This window comes from Microbacterium sp. PMB16, from assembly GCF_051294855.1.
Classification (GTDB): domain Bacteria; phylum Actinomycetota; class Actinomycetes; order Actinomycetales; family Microbacteriaceae; genus Microbacterium.
In genome coordinates, this window is the sequence record NZ_CP145908.1 from 2219705 (window position 1) to 2237243 (window position 17539).

Genomic DNA, 17539 nt, shown 5'->3' on the forward strand with positions numbered 1-17539 from the left:
TGGAAAACTGTGTATGACCAACGCAACTGTGTATGACCGTAACACACTGTTTAACTAATAAACAGAAGTAGGATGAGCGCATGACTGAGACCGAGCCACCGGAGCTGCCCCGGGGGATCGCGCTCGCCTGGGGCGTGGCCGCAGATCCGCAGCGCGGCCCCAAACGCGAGATGAGCGTCGAGAAGATCGTCGACGCGGCCGTCGAGTTGGCGGATGCCGAGGGCATCGGCGCCGTGTCGATGGCCGCCGTCGCGGCGAAGCTCGGCTTCACACCGATGTCGCTCTACCGCTACGTGAGCGCCAAGGATGATCTGCTGCTGCTGATGCAGGAGCAGGCGACCGGCCTTCCCCCGCAGAGTCATCTCGAGGCGGAAGGCTGGCGCGAGCGCCTCATCGCGCTCTACGAGGAGCAGGTGCTCCTGTACCTGCGTCACCCCTGGATGCTGTCTCTGCCGATCACCGGCTCGCCGATCACCCCCAACAGCTCGGCCTGGCTGGATGCCGCGCTGGCGGTTCTCGAGCCCACTCCGCTCAACGCGGACGAGCGGGTCGCGGTCGCGCTGGCCATCACCGGCGATGCCCGCTGGTGCGGGATCGTGCAGGCCGGATACACCGAGCAGTCTCGCGGATCGGGGCTCACGCCCGCGGAGGTGGCCGTGCGAGAGGCGACGCTCTACGACCGGGTGATCACCGCCGATGAGTTCCCCGCCCTCCGCCGCGCCATCGAGGAGGATGTGTTCCTCTCGCCCGCCGATCCCTTCCGGTTCGGTGTCGACCGCGTGCTCGACGGAGTTGCCGCGTACATCGCCGCGCTCGATCGCCAGGAGCCGCACGCGGATGCTGCCGAGTGGGTAGACCTCGATCCGGTCGAACTCGCCGGCGATCGACGCCTGCGCGAGGCACAGAAGGCGGTGCGCGAGGCAGAGAAGGTGCTGCGCGCAGCGCGCAGAACCGAGCGGCAGACGCTCCGCGAGGCCCGCGAACGGCTCGCGAAGGCGAAGAAGACGGGCTGACCCCGACCGGGCGTCTGCGCACCTTGGCATGATGTGAGCATGACGACCCCGCACCGCGCGCACTTCGACTTCGCGATCGCCTTCGCCAACGGCGGCAGCATCCACGGGGAGGGGTTTCGGCTCGACCTCCCGCGGCCCGACATGTCGTCCGACGAGATCGGAGTGCTCCTCATCTCTCACTTGGGCCTCGCTCTCGTGCGCGACGTCGAGCTCCGTGATCTCCGGATCGTCGAGGAACCCCACCGTGGCAGCCGCGGAGTGGACGCAGCCGCCGAAGCGACCGCTCATGTCATCGACCTCAGCCACCCGATCGAGGCGGGCCTGGTCACGTATCCCGGTCTCCCGGCCCCGATCATCACCTCCCACCTCACCCGCGAGGACTCCCGTGCGAAGTACGCGCCGGGTACCGAGTTCGCGATGGACATCATCACGATGATCGGCAACACCGGCACCTACATCGACGCGCCTTTCCATCGCTACGCGGACGGCGGCGATCTGGCATCGCTCGACCTTCGCACCCTGGTCGACCTGCCGGCGGAAGTGTTCCACCTGCGTGACGCGTGGAGCCGGGAGCGCCGCGGAATCGTCGCTGCCACTCTGGCCGATCGCGAGCTGCGCGGGTCGGCCGTACTCCTCGACACGGGGTGGGACCAGCACTTCGGAAGGCCGGAGTACGCGGTCGGAGCGCCGTTCCTCACGGAGGATGCGGCGCGATTCCTCGTGGCAGCGGGCGTCCGGCTCGTGGGGATCGACTCGCTGAACATCGACGACACCGAAGCGGGAGAGAGAGGCCGGCGCACAGCATCCTGCTCGCCGCGGGCGTGCACGTCGTGGAGCACCTGACCGGCCTCGATGCCGTTCCGGCCCGGGGCGCGCTGTTCACCGCAGCGCCGCCCGCAGTTCGCGGTTTCGGCACCTTCCCGGTTCGCGCCTACGCCACGGTCGCGACGCCTCACTGATCACAGGAGCCACATGGGTTTACATGCGTCCCAGCTACCCCATAGAGTGTGCTCATCGAGAAAGGGGTACGTGGGATGCCCGAAGTACCTGACGTCCGGTTCCTGACGGTGGCCGAAGTCGCTGAACTCATGCGCGTGTCGAAGATGACCGTGTATCGGCTCGTCCACGCCGGTGAACTGCCTGCCATCCGTTTCGGGCGGAGCTACCGCGTGCCGGAGTCGGCCGTCGCCGACGCCCTGCAGCGTCCCATCGCCGACGTCGGTTAGCCGCGAGGAGAACTCCGTGGACGTCAGCACGTTCTACGCTCTGTTCTCCACGACGTGCTTCACGCTCACGGGCCTGTGGTGGAACGTCGTCCGTTCGCGCCGCGACTGGACCGCGAATCCCGCGATGCGCCGCACCATCGGCGGTATCTACCTCTCCTTCCTCCTGCCGGCGCTGATGGGTCTGTTCGCGCAGGTCGGCGGCACCGAGAGCCCTCTCCTCTGGCGGCTGTCGTTCGTCGTGATCGCCGTCGTCGGCGCCGTGTCGATGGTGCGCCTGGTCGCACAGTCCCGCACGGGCGGCACGTCGGCAGCAGTCCGATGGATCCAGGCGGCCGCTGTGCTGGTGTACGGGGCCGTTGCTGTGATCGGCGTCGCCCCGCAGCTCGTCGCGCCGCTCGGACTCAGCGGAATCCAAGTGGAGGCGCTGCTGCTGATCGCGCTCGTCGCACTCGGGCATGCGCTCGTCTGGCGATTCCTGGTGACCGAGAACGTCGAGGAATGAGACGGCACAGAGCACGCGCGCGGGTTTGCTAGACTGATCCGAGGCATTTTTCCGTGCCCGTACCCGGGTGTCCGATTTTACGCGACGCCCAGCCGCTGACTTAGTGAGGTTTCCGTGGGTTCTGTCATCAAGAAGCGCCGCAAGCGCATGGCGAAGAAGAAGCACCGCAAGCTGCTTCGTAAGACTCGCCACCAGCGCCGCAACAAGAAGTAAGCGGCCAGACACCGAGCGCCTGTCTCCGGACGGGCGCTTTGTGTCTCTGCCCGCAGTGTCTGCACCGTCGAGAGGACGCCATGAAGTCGATCACCGTCACCGAACTCGCCGAGCGCTCCGGCACGCCGCTCATCGACGTGCGCGAGACCGATGAGTTCGCCGCGGGCCATGTGCCCGGCGCCGTGAACATCCCGATGTCCGAGATCGGCAACCGCCTCGAGGAGCTCCCGAGCGAGTCCTTCGACGTGATCTGCCAGGTCGGCGGCCGGTCGGCGCGGGTGGTCGAGGCGCTCGAGGCTCGCGGATACGACGTCACCAACGTCGAGGGCGGCACGGGCGAGTGGATCGCCCAGGGGCGCGCGGTGGAGGTGCCGTCGGCGTGACCACGCTGACGCTGATCGGGAAGCCCGACTGCCACCTCTGCGACGTCGCCTCCGAGGTGATCGACGCGGTGGTCGCCCAGCTTCCGGATGCCGCCGCCGAGCAGATCGAGATCGTCGAGGCGTCGATCAAAGACGACCCCGCGCTGTACGAGCTGTGGTGGGAGAAGATCCCGGTCATCCTCATCGACGGCGAACTCCACGCGCACTGGCGGGTCTCACCCGACCGGTTGCGCCTCGCCCTCGAGGAGGCCGTCCGATGATCCGTCACGTCGTGAGCTGGAAGCTCGCCGCCGAAGATGCTGCCGATCGCGCAGCGCAGGCCACCGAGGTCGCCCGCCGTCTCAACGCGCTCGACGGCGTCGTGCCGCAGCTGCTCTCGATCTCCGCGGGCGCCAACATGGCGTACCCGGATGCGAACTGGGATGTGACGCTGGTCGCCGACTTCGCCTCCATCGCTGCGCTCGAGGAGTATCAGGTGCACCCCGCGCATGAAGAGGTCGTCTCCTACGTGCGTTCCGTCGTCGCCTCCCGCGTCGCCGTCGACTTCGAGGTCTGAGCGAGTCCGGACGCGGGACCGGTGCGGCCGACGGCATGGACGAGACCACCTGGCGCAGCGCGACGATCGTGTGGGCGCGCGCATCCGACATCCGCGATTTCACCGCGAGTGATCTTGCAGCGATGGGAGAAGGGCAGCTCGCGCGGTTCCGGGGACTGAAGGGCGAGCGCGCCGCGGCTTTCCTGACAGGACGGGCGCTGATCCGCCAGCTGGTCCTTCGCCTCGGGGGCGGGCCGCGCGTGCCGCTCGACAGCATCTGCCCGCGGTGCCGGAAGGATCACGTCGCACCGCGGACACCGGGATTCGTGCTCAGCGTGAGTCACGCCGGAGACCTGGTCGCGGTCGCAGCGTCGACGGAGCCGACGCTGCTCGGCATCGACGTCGAGCACGACTCCGCCGCGGCACGTGTCTCCGAACTGGGGCCAGTGTTCCCGGCAGCATCCGTCCCCGACCTCGCAGGTTGGACGCGCATCGAAGCGGCGATCAAAGCCGACGGACGCGGTGTCGAGATCGACCCGGGCGACGTGCGTCTGCGGCGGGAGCCGGGGCAAGACGGACCAGAGCCCGACGGGCCAGGGCCCGCCGGACCGCCGGAGTGGTCCGCCGCTCTACCGGGACGTGCGACGCCGCTGCAGGTCGCGACTCTGCCCGGCCCGACCGGTTACACGCTCAGCGCGGCCCGGGGCTGACGGCGGGCGTCGACGGAAGGGCCGGCAGCGGCAGCTCGTCGATCCACGTGCGCATCAGCGCGCGTCCATCTGCTCCCGTGACCTCGTCGACGAGTCCGAGGAAGTCGTCGGACGTGACGGAGAGACTCGCGAACCGCGACGACCATTCGCGGGCGAAGGCGAAGAACCGCTCGGAACCGATCGTCATCCGCAGCGCATGCAGCGCCAGCGCTCCGCGCTTGTAGACGCGGTCGTCGAACATGTCGGCGGGGCCGGGGTCCGAGAGCAGCAGATCGGCGGGGAGCGCCGCGAGTCGCGCGTGGTGGGACAGCGCCAGCGCGTGAGCGGTCGGGCCTCCCGATGCCTCCGACCAGATCCACTCCGCGTAGCAGGCGAAACCCTCATTGAGCCAGATGTCCTGCCAGCGTCCGACGCCGACGCTGTTGCCGAACCACTGATGAGCGAGTTCATGGGCGATCAGGCGTTCGTAGGTCTGCGCGCCATCGATGTGATTGGCGCCGAAGATGGCCATCCCCTGTGCCTCGAGTGGGATCTCCAGGTCGTCCGGGGTGATGACGACCTTGTACAGGTCCTGCGGATACGGTCCGAACGCGTCGACGAAGACGCGCATCATCTCGCCGAGCGGGGCGAAGTCCGCGTGCACGCGCGCGGCGAGCGGGCGGGGGTAGTAGAGCCGACCGGGGGTCGCGCCCAGCATGACGTGCTCGTCCGCGTACTGGCCGATCTGGACGGTCATCAGATACGTCGCCGTCGGAAGCGGCTGCTGGAACGTCCAGCGCGTGCGCCCGCGCTGCGTGGAGCGGGTCGCCGCGCCTCCGCTGACCACGGTGTACTCGGGGTCGGTCGTGAACTCCAGGCGGTAGGTCGCTCTGTCGCTCGGCAGGTCGTTGCACGGGAACCAGGTCGGTGCGCCGGTCGGCTGTGAGGCGACGAGAGCGCCGTCTTCGAGCTCCTCCCAGCCGATGAGACCCCAGCGGGTGCGGCGCGGGGCCGGGGCTCCGGAGTACTCCACGGTGATCGTGAGCTCCTCGCCGGCCGCGCGCTCCGTGCCGAAGAGCACCTTGAGGCGTCGCTGATCCTGCCGGAACGTCGTTCCGCGATCCCCGCTCACCCGCACCTTGGTCGCCTTGAGGCCGACCAGATCGAGCGACACGTGCTTCGCCGGTTCGTTCATCCGTACGTGCAGGGTCGCGGTGCCGACCAGCCGATTCGTCGTGACCCGGTAGTCGAGCGACAGGTCGTAGTGGAGCACCCCGTAGCGGCGGTCACCGCTGTGCGGGGTGTAGAGGTCGACGGTCATGCGTCGGATGCCTGGTACGACCGCACCTTCACCGCGCGCCACGGGCCGATCGGGTTGCCGCTCCACCGGCTGCCGACGGGGACGAACTCGCCGCGCATCACGAGCGAGGCGGGTCCGACAGTGGCGTCCGCGCCGATCGTGGCAGCGGGCAGGATCACGCTGTGCGGCCCCAGGGTCGCACCGTTCTCGAGGGTGACGGAATCGATGCTCATCACACGATCATGGAACAGATGCGTCTGAACCACACATCCGCGGTTCACGGTCGCGCCGTCGCCGAGGGTCACGAGGTCGGGTTCGGGGAGCCAATAGCTGTCCGTCCACACCCCACGGCCGATCTTCGCGCCGAGCGTGCGCAGCCAGATCGCGAGCGCGGGGGTGCCGGATGCGGAGTTGGCGAACCACGGCGCCGCGACCATCTCGGTGAAGGTGTCGGACACCTCGGTGCGCCACACGAAGCTCGACCAGAGCGGATGCTCTCCGGGGCGGATCGGACCGACGATGAGCCACTTGGCGGCGGTCGTGATCAGCGCCGCGAACGCGCCGGCGAGCAGCATGACCGCGGGAGAGAGAACGACGGCCCACGCGAGTCCGGCGGCATCGATGAGCACGGCCAGTGAGAGCATTACAGCGAGCCCGATCGCGCAGGTCACGAACACCGGGATGATGCGGCAGGCTTCCCAGAGTGCGCGGGCGTAGCGCAGACCGGTGCGCGGTCGATACGTGCGCTCGAGGTCGGCGTCGTTCACGACGCGGCGCAGGCGGGTCGCGGGCGAACCGAGCCACGATGATCCGGCTTTGGCCTTGAGCGGCGCGACCGACAGCACGGCGACCAGCCCGTCCTTCGGGACGTTGTGTCCGCCGGCGGCCAGGCCGGAGTTGCCGAGGAACGCCCGCTTGCCGATGCGCGCCTTCGCGAGCCGCATCCACCCGCCCTGGAGCTCGTAGGTCGCGACCATGGTGTCGTCGGCGAGAAAGGCCCCGTCGGCGATCGTCGTGAGCTTCGGGATCAGCAGCACGGTCGAGGCCTCGACGTCGCGGCCGACCTCTGCGCCCAGTGCCCGCAGCCACAGCGGGGTGAAGCCGCTGGAGTACAGCGGGAACAGGAACGTGCGCGCCGAGTCGAGCAGACGCTCGGTCGTCCAGGCCTGCCAGGCGATGCGGGAGCGCACCGGGTAGACGCCCTCCGTGAGCCCGATGCTCAGGATCCGCACGAGGAGGAGCACGAGCAGAGCGAAGACGGCTCCGGTGACGAGCACGGCCGGCACGAGCATCACGAGAGCGCCGGGGATCGCATCGAGCAGCGAATCAGCGCCACGGATGCCGGTGGCGAGGACGACGGCTCCCGCGGCGAATGCCACGAGGGGGAGGATGCCGAGGGCGGCGGACGACGCGGCGAACGCCCACAGCCAGCGTCTCTTGCTCGGGGGACGGGTCGCGGCGAATGGCGTGGAGACGCCGCCGGTCCGCGCCGCAGGGGATCCGGCCCAACGCTGACCCGCGCGCACTCTTCCGAACACCGCGGAACCGGGAGCGACCTCCGCGCCCCGGCCGATCTTCGTGCCGGGGGCGAGGGTGCTGCGGGCGCCGATCATGGCGTCGGCGCCGATCCGGATGCTGCCGATGCGCACCGTGTCGCCATCGATCCAGTAGCCGGTCAGGTCGACCTCGGGTTCGATCGAGGCGCCGGAACCGATGTCGAGCATGCCGGTGATCGGCGGCACGGTGTGCAGGTCGACGTCTTTGTGGATGCGGGCACCGAGCGCCCGTGCGTAGTACACGACCCACGGGGCGCCGGCGAGTCCGACCGGGTCGACCTGCTGTGCGATCTGCTCGGCGAGCCAGAGCCGCAGGTGCACCCCGCCGCCGCGCGGGTAGTCGCCAGGGCGGACGCCCGCGAGCAACAGTCGGGCGGCGGCCGCGGCGATGGCCATCTTGCCCAGTGGTGTGGCGAAGATCACCAGTCCGGTGAGCACGACCCAGCCCGAGATGTCGGGCAGGAATTCGAACCCGGGGGCGAGGCGCAGCAGCCAGCTCGCCGTCAGCAGGAAGAGGAGCCAGCGGATGCCGGTGAAGACGAAGAGCGGGAAGCCGGCGAGGGTCTGCACCCACTGCATGCGGCGCGGCGTCGGACGCTGCCGGCTGAAGGCGCGGTCGCCCTGTTCCGCTTCCGCGTCGGTCTCGTCTTCCACGGCATCCGCCATCTGACGCAGCCGGGGCAGGTCGTACACGTCTGTCATCGTGAACTCCGGCGCCCGTGTGCGCAGCCGCGAGACGAGCTGAGCGGCCGCGAGGGATCCGCCCCCGAGCTGGAAGAAGTCGGCGTCCTCATCGGCCGGACGGATGCCGAGCACGGCGAACCACTGCTCGGCGAGCCAGGCCGAGGTGCCGGAGAGCGAGGAGTCGCCGGCATCCGCCGATTCGAGCGGCCAGGGGAGTGCCGCCTTGTCGACCTTGCCGGAGGTGCGTACCGGAAGGTCGTCGACGATCGCGAGCAGCGGGATGAGCGGGGCCGGCAGCGTCTCGGAGAGCTCCGCGCGGGCGGTCTGCCGATCGAATCCCTCGTCGGGCACGACGTAGCCGACCAGCAGCGGCATCCCGCTCTCGGTCTTCTGCACGACCACCGTCGCCGCCGAGACCGCGGTGAGTGCCTGCAGTGCGGCCTCCACCTCGCCGAGCTCGATGCGCCTGCCGCCGATCTTCACTTGGTCGTCGGCGCGGCCCTGGAACAGCAGTCCCTCGGATTCGAATCGCACCAGGTCGCCGGAGCGGTAGGCGCGATCCCAGCCGAGCGTGGGCATCGGCGCGTACTTCTCCGCGTCCTTGGCGGGGTCGAGGTAGCGTGCGAGGCCGACGCCGCCGATGATGAGCTCGCCCGTCTCGCCTTCGGGAACGCGCTCGCCGGAGGGGTCGACGACCGCGAGAGACCAGCCGTCGAGAGGTAGTCCGATGCGCACGGGGCCGGCGGCGTCCATGAGCGAGGCGCAGGCGACCACGGTGGCCTCGGTCGGGCCGTACGTGTTCCAGACCTCACGGCCGTCGGAGGCGAGTCGGGCGACCAGTTCGGGCGGGCATGCTTCCCCGCCGAAGATCAGCAGACGTACGTTCTCGATCGCATCCTGCGGCCAGAGCGCGGCGAGCGTCGGCACCGTCGACACGACCGTGATGCCGTGGCCGAGCAGCCAGGGGCCGAGGTCTTCTCCCGAGCGCACGAGGGCGCGGGGCGCGGGCACGAGGCAGGCGCCGTGACCCCAGGCGAGCCACATCTCCTCGCACGAGGCGTCGAAGGCGACGGAAAGCCCCGCCAGCACGCGGTCGCCGGGGCCGAGCGGGGCGTCCTGCAGGAACAGCCGGGCCTCGGCGTCGACGAACGCCGCAGCGGACCGGTGCGAGACCGCGACGCCCTTGGGTACACCGGTGGAACCGGACGTGAAGATGATCCAGGCGTCGTCGTCGACGGTCGGCGGCGCGATGACCGGGACGGCAGCGGTGCTCGGGTGGGGGTTCTCGCTCGCGAAGAGGTCGCCGGCTGTCGCGGTGTCCGCGGGGCGGTAGACACCGCCGTCCGTGATGGTCCCCGCGATGCGGGCCTCGCGGAAGACGAGTTCGGCCCGTTCCTCCGGGTCGTCGGCGTCGACGGGAACATACGCGGCGCCGGCCGCCATCGCCCCGAGGATCGAGATGTAGAGCTCCCGGCGGCCCGACGCCATCCGGATGCCGACGCGGTCGCCGCGACGCACGCCGTGCTCGTGCAGCAGCGCGGCGGTGCGCCAGACTCGCGCCAGCAGCTCGGCATAGCTCAGCGCGCCGTCGGCATCTTCGATCGCGGACGCCTCGGGATGCCGTGCCGTCGTGTCCCGGAGGATGTCGATGAGCGTGCGAGGCGCCGTCGCCTCCGCGCTGCGATCCAGCGCCGTCTGCACGTCAGCGCGCAAGGAGGTCGATCAGCGCCGCCTTGGAGAGGCGGGAGTAGCCGGAGTGGCCGGCTGCTCGTGCGCGGGCGCGGAGCTCGACTACGGTGAGCGTGCTCAGCGAACCCGCGGGTGCGGATGCCGCGACGGCCGGTTTCGCGGCAGCGGCCGACTTGGCGGCGGGCTTCTTCGCGACCGGCGTCTTGGCGACTGCGGCCCTGGCACGGGTCTTCGCCGCAGCGGGCTTCGCCGTGGCGACCGGAGCGGCAGAGGCAGCGGGGGCTTCGGGGGCGACGGGTGCGGGCGGCCGGATCGCGGCGGGCGCGTCGACAACGGAAGCCGCGGCGATCGCTGCTGCCTTCTTGGGAGCCGACTTCTTCTTCGCCGGAACCGACTTCTTCGCGGCATCCTTCGCTGCGTCCTTCTTCGCCGCGGCCTTCTTCGCCGTATCGGCCTTCTTCTTGTCGGCCTTCTCGTCGGCCTTCTGCTTGGCCTGCAGTCGCGCAGCGGCATCCTGCAGGCGCTCGGCCGCCGCCGTCGCGGACTTCGTGATCTTCTTCGGCTTGTCGGCGAGCTTCTTCTTCGACACCTTCGAGGCGTCCTTCGCGTCTTCGACGAGGGGCTTGAGCTTCTTGGCCGCCTTCTTCGGCAGCGCCTTGATCAGCTTCTTCGCGTCCTTCGCGGCGTCCTTGGCGGCATCGACCGCGGCCTCTGCGGTGCGCTGCGCGGTGGTCTTCTTGGCCATGATCTGTTCTCCCTGCATCCGGAGCGCCATCGCTCATGTCTGTGGGCACAGAGGATAGTCACTCAAAGTGAACAGCCGGTACCGCCCGCGGCTCTTCCGCGCGGGGTGTGCGTCACAATCAGTCACACTTGCAACACAAATGTGATCCGCCGGAGTACCCTCCCGTTGGTCGGGCGACAGGCCGCATGTTTAGATGATCTCCTACCCGTCCGTGGGCGTCATTGCCCTCGTCTCATTGGAGTCGACATGCAACGTCGCACCATCGTCGCCACGCTCGCCCTCGCGGCGACCGCCACCCTCGTCCTCTCCGGATGCGCCACCGGCGCGGGAAGCAACGGTTCGGAAGGCGGCGGGGAGCCGGCTGCGGGCGACGAGTACGGCCTGGTCGAGGCGGGAACGCTGACCGTCTGCTCCGATATTCCGTATGCGCCCTTCGAGTTCGAGGGTGACAACGGCGAGTACATCGGCTTCGACATCGATCTGCTCACCGCGATCGCGAAGGAGCTCGACCTAAAGATCTCCGTGCAGGATGTCGGCTTCGAGGCGCTGCAGTCCGGAACGACCCTCGCCGCAGGCACCTGCGACGTCGGCGCCTCCGCGATGACGATCACCGAGGAGCGCAAGGCGAACCTCGACTTCTCCGATCCGTACGTCGACTCCCTGCAGTCGTTGCTGGTGCGCTCCGATTCCGACATCAAGTCGATCGACGACCTCGATGGCAAGAACGTCGGCGTGCAGCAGGGCACCACGGGCGAAAGCTACGCGAACGAGAACGCCAAGGGAGCGCAGATCGTGCAGTACCCGTCGGATGGCGAGCTGTGGCCGGCGATGCAGTCGGGTCTGATCGATGCGATCCTGCAGGACCAGCCGGTGAACTATGTGCACGAGCAGGACGACTCCGACTACAAGATCGTCGAAACGTACAACACCGACGAACAGTACGGCTTCGCCTTCGCGAAGGGCGAGAAGGATGAGCTGCTCGAAGCGGTCAACGGTGCGCTGAAGAAGCTGCAGGACAACGGCGAGTACCAGAAGATCTACGACACCTACCTCGGGGTCAAGTGACGCGGGGTCGGCGAGGATCGAAGGGACCTTGACAATGGCGTTGAGGCGCACCACCAAGCAGAAGCTCTATCGGTACATCGTCTACGCGGTGCTGATCGCCATCGTCGTCTGGGCGGCGGTCACCACCAACTGGGCGAAGATCGGACCGCTGTTCTTCAATCCCGAGGTCGCGGTCAAGATGTTCCCCGGGATCATCACGACCGCCCTCGTCAACACCATCTGGTTCACCGCGGTGGCGTTCGCGGCGGGTCTCCTGCTCGGCGTCATCCTCGCCCTGCTGAAGCTCTCCAGCATCGGTCCTTTCCGGTGGATCGCCACCGCGTGGATCGAGCTGTTCCGGGGGCTCCCCGCGATCCTCACGATCTTCGGTGTGGCCTTCATCCTGCCGATCGCGTCCGGAATCTCGGGCCGCGACCTCGGAGGGCCGGTCGTGCTCGGACTGGTCGGTCTCATCCTGGTGGCCTCGGCCTACATGGCGGAGACCATTCGTGCCGGCATTCAAGCCGTTCCGAAGGGGCAGACGGAGGCGGCCCGATCACTCGGAATGTCGCCTATGAAGACGACGTTCTGGATCATCGTCCCGCAGGGGTTCCGCATCATCATCCCGCCCCTCACGAACGAGTTCGTGCTGCTGCTGAAGGACACCTCTCTGCTCTTTGTCGCGGGCACGTTCATCTGGTCGAAGGAGCTCACCAACTTCGCCCGTGATGCCGCGACGCAGAACACGAACGCGACGCCGCTGATCATGGCGGCGATCCTGTACCTGATCGTGACGATCCCTCTCACACGCTTCAGTGCGTACCTGGAACGACGGATGGCGAAGCAGCGATGATCACCGACCTGATTGATGTCCACGCCCCGGCGATCGACCTGCAGGGGCTCGAGAAGAGTTTCGGCGACAACAAGGTGCTCAAGGGCATCGACCTGACCGTCACCGCCGGCGAGGTCGTCTGCGTGATCGGCCCTTCGGGATCGGGCAAGTCGACGCTCCTGCGTTCGGTCAACCTGCTCGAGGAGCCGACCGGCGGCAAGGTGCTGATCGAGGGGATCGACATCACCGACCCCGACGTCGACATCGACCGTGTGCGTACGCGCATCGGCATGGTGTTCCAAAGCTTCAATCTGTTCCCTCACCTCGATGTGATGGGCAACCTCATGATCGCGCAGCAGCGTGTGAAGAAGAGGTCCAAGGATGAGGCGCAGAAGGTAGCGCTCGAGATGCTGGCACGCGTCGGCCTGGCCGAGAAGGCGGACGCCTACCCGGGTCACCTCTCCGGCGGTCAGCAGCAGCGCGTGGCGATCGCCCGGGCCCTGTGCATGAACCCCGACATGATGCTGTTCGACGAGCCGACATCCGCGCTCGACCCCGAACTCGTGGGTGAGGTGCTGCAGGTCATGCGGTCGCTCGCCGACGAGGGCATGACGATGCTGGTCGTCACGCACGAGATGGGCTTCGCCCGTGAGGTCGGCTCGCGCCTGATCTTCATGGACGGCGGCCACATCGTCGAAGAGGGCGATCCGCGCGAGGTTCTCGGCAACCCGCAGCATCAGCGCACGAAGGACTTCCTCTCGCGCGTGCTGTAGTCCTCATCTGCATGACGAGACCCCCTGCGCCAGTCGTTGCGTCAGGGGGTCTCGGCGATTCTGCAGAGTGTCGGGTCAGGCTTCGACGACCTCGGCGTCCGCGGCGTTGCGGCGCACTGACTCGATGCCGGCGAGTGCACCGGACTTGGACGAGTATCCCTCGCTGATCGCGATCACCTCGCCGTTGCCCGCCTTCAGACGGAACCGGTACTCGCCGGACTTGTCGGTGTACAACTCGAACTTGCCTGCCATGAGGCGTCCTCTCTCTGACGGGTCGGGGGGTCGACCACTCGTGATCACGCTAGCCCTCCCCGTCCCGCGAAGGGAAGAGCTGGTCAGCCGCGCGGGTGCACGGCGACCGGCTCCGGTGCGACCGCGATGCGCACGCGGTCGCCGAAGGCGGGGTGGATGCCGGGGGCGTGCTGCACCCGGACGAGCTCTCCCGACTCGGTGCGCACGAGCGTCCGACGCATGCTGCCGAGGAACGTGCTCTCCTCGACGAGCGCGTCCGTCGCCGCATCCGCCTCGGACGCGAAGTACACGTTCTCGGGCCGGAGGTATACGTCGACGGGGCCGTCGGCCGGGTTCTGCAGTGGGAGCGCCTGCCCCCACACCATCACGTGATCGCCTTCGGCGACTCCCGAGACGACGCTGGAGAGACCGACGAACGCGGCGACGCCCGCCGACGACGGGGTCGTGTACAGCTCCTCCGGCGACCCGATCTGCTCGATGCGTCCGGAGTTCATCACCGCGATCCGGTCGGAGACGGCGAGTGCCTCCTCCTGGTCGTGCGTCACGAACACCGTGGTGATGCCGAGACGCAGCTGGATGCGGCGGATCTCGTCGCGCAGCTGCACGCGCACCTTCGCGTCGAGCGCTGACAGCGGCTCGTCGAGCAGCAGCACCTTGGGCTCGGTGACGAGGGCGCGCGCCAGCGCGACGCGCTGCTGCTGACCACCCGAGAGCTGGTGCGGGAACCGGTCGGCGAAGTCCGCCAGGCCGACGAGCGCGAGAGCATCGAGGGAGCGCTTCGCAGCATCCGCCTTCCCCGCTCCGCGCCGACGCAGGCCGAACGCGGTGTTGTCGACCACGTTCAGGTGCGGGAACAGCGAGTACGACTGGAAGACCATGCCGATGTCGCGCTTGTTTGTCGGCACGCGCGACACATCGGAGCCGCCCAGCAGCACTGCGCCGCTGTCGAGCCCCTCGAGCCCGGCGAGCACGCGCAGCAGCGTGGTCTTGCCGCACCCCGACGGCCCGAGCAGCGACACGAACTCGCCGGGTGCCACGTCGAGGTCGACGCCGTGCAGCACGGTGTTGCCCGAGTAGCTCTTCACGATGCCGCGCAGCTCGACACGGGTGCCTTCGCCGGCCTCGGCGAGCAGCAGGTTGTCTTTCGTGCGGGGGAGAGCATGGTCGAGGGTCATGAGCGAGCCTTTCGGGTGCCGCGGGCGGCGCGGCCGATGACGAGGAGCAGGAGGAAGACGAACAGCAGTGCCAGCAGGGTGAAGATCGCCGGAGCGTACGGATCCTGCTTCTGGACGACGACCATGGCGGTCTGGAACACCGGACGATTCAGCAGGGAGGCGATCGTGAACTCGCCCAGCACGACGGCGATCGAGATGAGGGATGCCGCGAGGAGTCCCTGTCGCAGGTTCGGCGCGAGCACCTTGAGCACCACGGTCGGCCAGCTCGCGCCGAGGGAGCGGGCGGCTTCCGAGAGCGTCTTCAAGTCGGCCGCATCGATCGACGCCTGGATCGAGCGGAACGCGAACGGCAGCACGGTGATGCCGTAGGCGAACGCGAGCGTCCAGGTGCCGGTTCCGAGCGTGCGGCCGATCTGCAGGTAGATCGGTGCGAGGCCGACGACGAGCACGATCGCGGGGATCGAGATCGGCAGCAGCACGGCGAACTCGAATGCCGGCTTCAGTTTCGGAAAGCGCAGATTCAGCAGGATCATCGTCGGCGCGAGCAAGAGGAGCACGATCACGACCGTGACGAGCGCGAGGATCAGCGAGTTGCCGAGAGCCGTCCAGATCGGTTTGATCGCCGCGGCCGAGGCAGGGTCGAAGAGCCTGATCCAGTGCACGAGCGAGAGCCCGCCCGCCGGGTCGCGCAACGTGAAGATCAGAGTGGACAGCAGGGGGATCGCGAAGAAGGCCCCGACCAGGATGCCGATGACCCACCGAGTGGCGAGGGAGGGGCCGAGACGGTTCACGACTGCCACCTCGCCGCTCGGCGCTGGATCAACGAGTACAGCCCCATCACGACTCCCACGACGACGATCATGCCGAGGGCGAGAGCCCCGGCGAGGTTCTCGCGGCCGAGCACCGTCTCGCTGGTGAGGGCGGCGCGGATCTGCAGGGGCACGATCTGCGCGCCCTGACTGGCGAGCGCCGCAGCGGTCGCGTAGGAGGAGAACGAGTTCGCGAAGAGCAGCAGCAGACTCGCGAGGAACGAGGGGGTGAGCACCGGGATGCCGATGCGCAGCCAGAAGCTCGTGCGTGTGCCGCCGAGCGTGAGGTTCGCCTCGGCCCACTGCGGCTTGAGTGCGGCGAGGGCCGGCATGAACGTGATCACCATCAGCGGGATCTGGAAGTAGATGTACGGGAGCACGAGACCGGGAAGCTCGTACAGCCAGGTGCCGTTGGCGTAGATGTTGACGCCGAACGAGTCCTTGAGGAAGACCGTGATGACGCCCTGGATGCCGATGGCCGCGATGAAGACGAAGGCGAGCATGACGCCGCCGAACTGCGCGAGGACGCCGGCCGCGGCATCCACCATCGATCGAACCGAGCCCTCGGGGTTCATGCCGAGCAGTGCGTAGCAGACGAGAGCACCGACGATGGCGCCGACGACCGCCGTCAGCAGCGAGAGGCCCGCCGAGTTCGCGAAGGTGTTCAGCACCACCGGGTCTGCGAGGGCCGACACATTCGTCCAGGTGAAGGCGCCGTCCTCGGTGAAGAATCCGGAACCGACCGCCAGGAGGGTGGGCACCGCGAGGAACAGGATCACATAGGCGGCGAAGGGCACGAGGCCCAGCCACGCCCAGGAGGGAGCGGACCGCCGGGTCCTCGCGTGCTGCGAGGACCCGGCGCCGTTCTCCCGGGCGACGGGGGCGGATGCCGCGGCATCCGCCCCCGCTGCGGTGAGTGTCGTCACTGGACCGCCGCTGCCCACTTCTCGCCGAGCAGGGTGCCGGCGTTGGTGGACTGCTCCTCGGTGGGGACGACCGTCTCGGCCGGCACCTCGGGAAGGGCCGCAGCGAGGTCGGCGTCGATCGTGCCGGCATCGGTCATGGCCGTCATGCGTGCCGGGCGCGCGCCACCCTTGAGCCACAGGTTCTGCACCTCGTCGCTGTAGAGGAACTCCTGCCACAGGCGTGCGGCTGCCGGGTTCGGGGCATCCTTGTTGATGGCCTGGTTGTAGTAGCCCGCGTAGCCGGTGCCGTCGAGGACGACGACCTTCCAGTTCTTGTTGCCGTCGTCGCCCTGAGCGTGTGCGGCGTTCAGGTAGTCCCAGTCGAAGACGACCGGAGTCTCGCCGCTCGCCACCGTGGCGGTGGTCACGTCGACCTTGAGCAGGTTGCCGGCCTTCTGCAGCTCCGAGAAGAAGTCGATGCCGGGCTGGAAGTCGTCGAGGGTGCCGTCCGACTGAACGGTCGCGAGACCGACAGCAGCGAACGCGGCACCGGCCTGCGTCGGGTCGCCGTTGATGGCGACGGCGCCCTTGTAGTCGGCGCTCTTCAGGTCGTCGAGCGACGTGGGAGCGTCGAACTTCGAGGAGTCGTAGCCGATCGACATGTACCCGCCGTAGTCGCCGACGAAGAGACCGGTCTTCTCCTTGAGCTCGGCGGGGATGTCGTCCCACGTCTGCACCTGGTACGGGGCGAAGGTGTCGGTGTTCTGCAGCGTGACCGTGAGGCCCAGGTCGAACACGTCGGGTGCGGTGTCGAGGCCCTTGTTGGTCTCGGCAGCCTGGATCTCCTCGGCGCTGGACACGTCAGGGGAGGCCTCGTTGATCGTGATCTCCGGGTACTTCTTGGCGAACAGGTCGAGGATCTCGCCGTAGTTGGCCCAGTCGCGCGGAAGCGCGATGACGTTCAGCTGGCCTTCGGCCTTGGCCGCGGCCTCGAGGTCGGCGAAGGTGCCGAAGTCGGTGACCGACGTCGCGGACGAGGCGTCGACGTCGGAGTCGCCGCCGGGCGCGGCGTCGGCGGCCGTGGCGCAGCCGGTCAGGGCGAGTGCGGCCGTGGCGGCCAGGGCGATACCGGCGCCGAAGCGCGCGCGGCGGGTGTAGCGAGCCATGAATGTCCTCTCGGGTGACCGGCGGGTCGCCGGTGCGGGTTGCGAGAG

The 17539-nt window shown here is 68.5% G+C and carries 20 protein-coding genes; 12 read left to right on the forward strand and 8 right to left on the reverse strand.

What is annotated here, in order from left to right:
• Window positions 1-80 precede the first annotated feature (80 nt).
• The 9 genes from V5D55_RS10650 (at window position 81) to V5D55_RS10690 (ending at window position 4582) form a co-directional block, all read left to right on the forward strand.
• The gene (locus V5D55_RS10650) at window positions 81-1013 is read left to right on the forward strand and encodes a TetR/AcrR family transcriptional regulator (RefSeq protein ID WP_435742731.1); all 933 of its coding nucleotides are present in this window, start codon (window positions 81-83) and stop codon (window positions 1011-1013) included.
• Window positions 1014-1052: 39 nt separating this feature from the next.
• Window positions 1053-1856: a cyclase family protein gene (locus tag V5D55_RS10655; RefSeq protein WP_435742733.1), complete on the forward strand. Its 804-nt coding sequence runs from the start codon at window positions 1053-1055 to the stop codon at window positions 1854-1856.
• Between the two features lie 191 nt (window positions 1857-2047).
• Window positions 2048-2239 carry a helix-turn-helix domain-containing protein gene (locus tag V5D55_RS10660; protein ID WP_046013605.1) on the forward strand — a complete coding sequence of 64 codons (192 nt, stop codon included), beginning with the start codon at window positions 2048-2050 and terminating at the stop codon, window positions 2237-2239.
• A 16-nt stretch (window positions 2240-2255) separates the two neighbouring features.
• Window positions 2256-2741, forward strand: a complete 486-nt coding sequence (locus V5D55_RS10665) for a hypothetical protein (protein ID WP_435742736.1) — start codon at window positions 2256-2258, stop codon at window positions 2739-2741.
• Window positions 2742-2855: 114 nt separating this feature from the next.
• Window positions 2856-2954, forward strand: a complete 99-nt coding sequence (locus V5D55_RS10670; RefSeq protein WP_003792170.1) for a 30S ribosomal protein bS22 — start codon at window positions 2856-2858, stop codon at window positions 2952-2954.
• 80 nt (window positions 2955-3034) lie between these two features.
• Window positions 3035-3337 carry a rhodanese-like domain-containing protein gene (locus V5D55_RS10675; protein WP_435742741.1) on the forward strand — a complete coding sequence of 101 codons (303 nt, stop codon included), beginning with the start codon at window positions 3035-3037 and terminating at the stop codon, window positions 3335-3337.
• Window positions 3334-3597 carry a glutaredoxin family protein gene (locus V5D55_RS10680; protein ID WP_435742744.1) on the forward strand — a complete coding sequence of 88 codons (264 nt, stop codon included), beginning with the start codon at window positions 3334-3336 and terminating at the stop codon, window positions 3595-3597. The genes V5D55_RS10675 and V5D55_RS10680 overlap by 4 nt, the downstream gene beginning before the upstream one ends.
• A complete protein-coding gene (locus tag V5D55_RS10685; protein WP_435742747.1) occupies window positions 3594-3893 on the forward strand; it encodes a Dabb family protein in 300 nt (99 codons plus the stop codon). The genes V5D55_RS10680 and V5D55_RS10685 overlap by 4 nt, the downstream gene beginning before the upstream one ends.
• Before the next feature lie 35 nt (window positions 3894-3928).
• The gene (locus V5D55_RS10690; RefSeq protein WP_435742750.1) at window positions 3929-4582 is read left to right on the forward strand and encodes a 4'-phosphopantetheinyl transferase family protein; all 654 of its coding nucleotides are present in this window, start codon (window positions 3929-3931) and stop codon (window positions 4580-4582) included.
• On the opposite strand, the gene V5D55_RS10695 is transcribed toward V5D55_RS10690, so the two are convergent.
• From V5D55_RS10695 to V5D55_RS10705, 3 genes are read right to left on the reverse strand one after another with little or no spacing between them, the layout of a single operon-like run.
• Window positions 4563-5882 (reverse strand): M1 family metallopeptidase, encoded by a 1320-nt coding sequence (locus V5D55_RS10695; protein ID WP_435742753.1) that lies wholly within the window; start codon window positions 5880-5882, stop codon window positions 4563-4565. The two genes, V5D55_RS10690 and V5D55_RS10695, sit on opposite strands and share 20 nt — an antisense overlap.
• Window positions 5879-9814, reverse strand: coding sequence for a Pls/PosA family non-ribosomal peptide synthetase (locus V5D55_RS10700; RefSeq protein WP_435742756.1), 3936 nt, complete (start codon window positions 9812-9814; stop codon window positions 5879-5881). The genes V5D55_RS10695 and V5D55_RS10700 overlap by 4 nt, the downstream gene beginning before the upstream one ends.
• Window positions 9804-10535, reverse strand: coding sequence for a hypothetical protein (locus V5D55_RS10705; RefSeq protein ID WP_435742759.1), 732 nt, complete (start codon window positions 10533-10535; stop codon window positions 9804-9806). Before V5D55_RS10705 ends, V5D55_RS10700 begins: the two co-directional genes overlap by 11 nt.
• Window positions 10536-10781: 246 nt before the next feature.
• Here V5D55_RS10705 and V5D55_RS10710 point away from each other — a divergent pair, with 246 nt between their 5' ends.
• The 3 genes from V5D55_RS10710 to V5D55_RS10720 are packed head-to-tail and all read left to right on the forward strand — an operon-like array spanning window position 10782 to window position 13184.
• Window positions 10782-11600 (forward strand): basic amino acid ABC transporter substrate-binding protein, encoded by an 819-nt coding sequence (locus V5D55_RS10710; RefSeq protein WP_435742762.1) that lies wholly within the window; start codon window positions 10782-10784, stop codon window positions 11598-11600.
• Between the two features lie 34 nt (window positions 11601-11634).
• Window positions 11635-12432, forward strand: coding sequence for an amino acid ABC transporter permease (locus V5D55_RS10715; protein ID WP_435742765.1), 798 nt, complete (start codon window positions 11635-11637; stop codon window positions 12430-12432).
• Window positions 12429-13184, forward strand: coding sequence for an amino acid ABC transporter ATP-binding protein (locus V5D55_RS10720; RefSeq protein WP_435742767.1), 756 nt, complete (start codon window positions 12429-12431; stop codon window positions 13182-13184). The genes V5D55_RS10715 and V5D55_RS10720 overlap by 4 nt, the downstream gene beginning before the upstream one ends.
• A 75-nt stretch (window positions 13185-13259) precedes the next feature.
• Here the strand turns inward: V5D55_RS10720 and V5D55_RS10725 are convergent, their stop codons facing one another.
• From V5D55_RS10725 to V5D55_RS10745, 5 genes are all read right to left on the reverse strand, one after another.
• A complete protein-coding gene (locus V5D55_RS10725) occupies window positions 13260-13436 on the reverse strand; it encodes a YegP family protein (RefSeq protein WP_435742770.1) in 177 nt (58 codons plus the stop codon).
• Between the two features lie 83 nt (window positions 13437-13519).
• Window positions 13520-14611 carry an ABC transporter ATP-binding protein gene (locus V5D55_RS10730; protein ID WP_435742773.1) on the reverse strand — a complete coding sequence of 364 codons (1092 nt, stop codon included), beginning with the start codon at window positions 14609-14611 and terminating at the stop codon, window positions 13520-13522.
• A complete protein-coding gene (locus tag V5D55_RS10735) occupies window positions 14608-15402 on the reverse strand; it encodes an ABC transporter permease (protein WP_435742776.1) in 795 nt (264 codons plus the stop codon). The genes V5D55_RS10730 and V5D55_RS10735 overlap by 4 nt, the downstream gene beginning before the upstream one ends.
• On the reverse strand, window positions 15399-16346 hold the full coding sequence (locus tag V5D55_RS10740) for an ABC transporter permease (protein ID WP_435742778.1): 948 nt from the start codon (window positions 16344-16346) through the stop codon (window positions 15399-15401). The genes V5D55_RS10735 and V5D55_RS10740 overlap by 4 nt, the downstream gene beginning before the upstream one ends.
• A complete protein-coding gene (locus tag V5D55_RS10745) occupies window positions 16343-17491 on the reverse strand; it encodes an ABC transporter substrate-binding protein (RefSeq protein WP_435742781.1) in 1149 nt (382 codons plus the stop codon). The genes V5D55_RS10740 and V5D55_RS10745 overlap by 4 nt, the downstream gene beginning before the upstream one ends.
• Window positions 17492-17539: the final 48 nt, after the last annotated feature.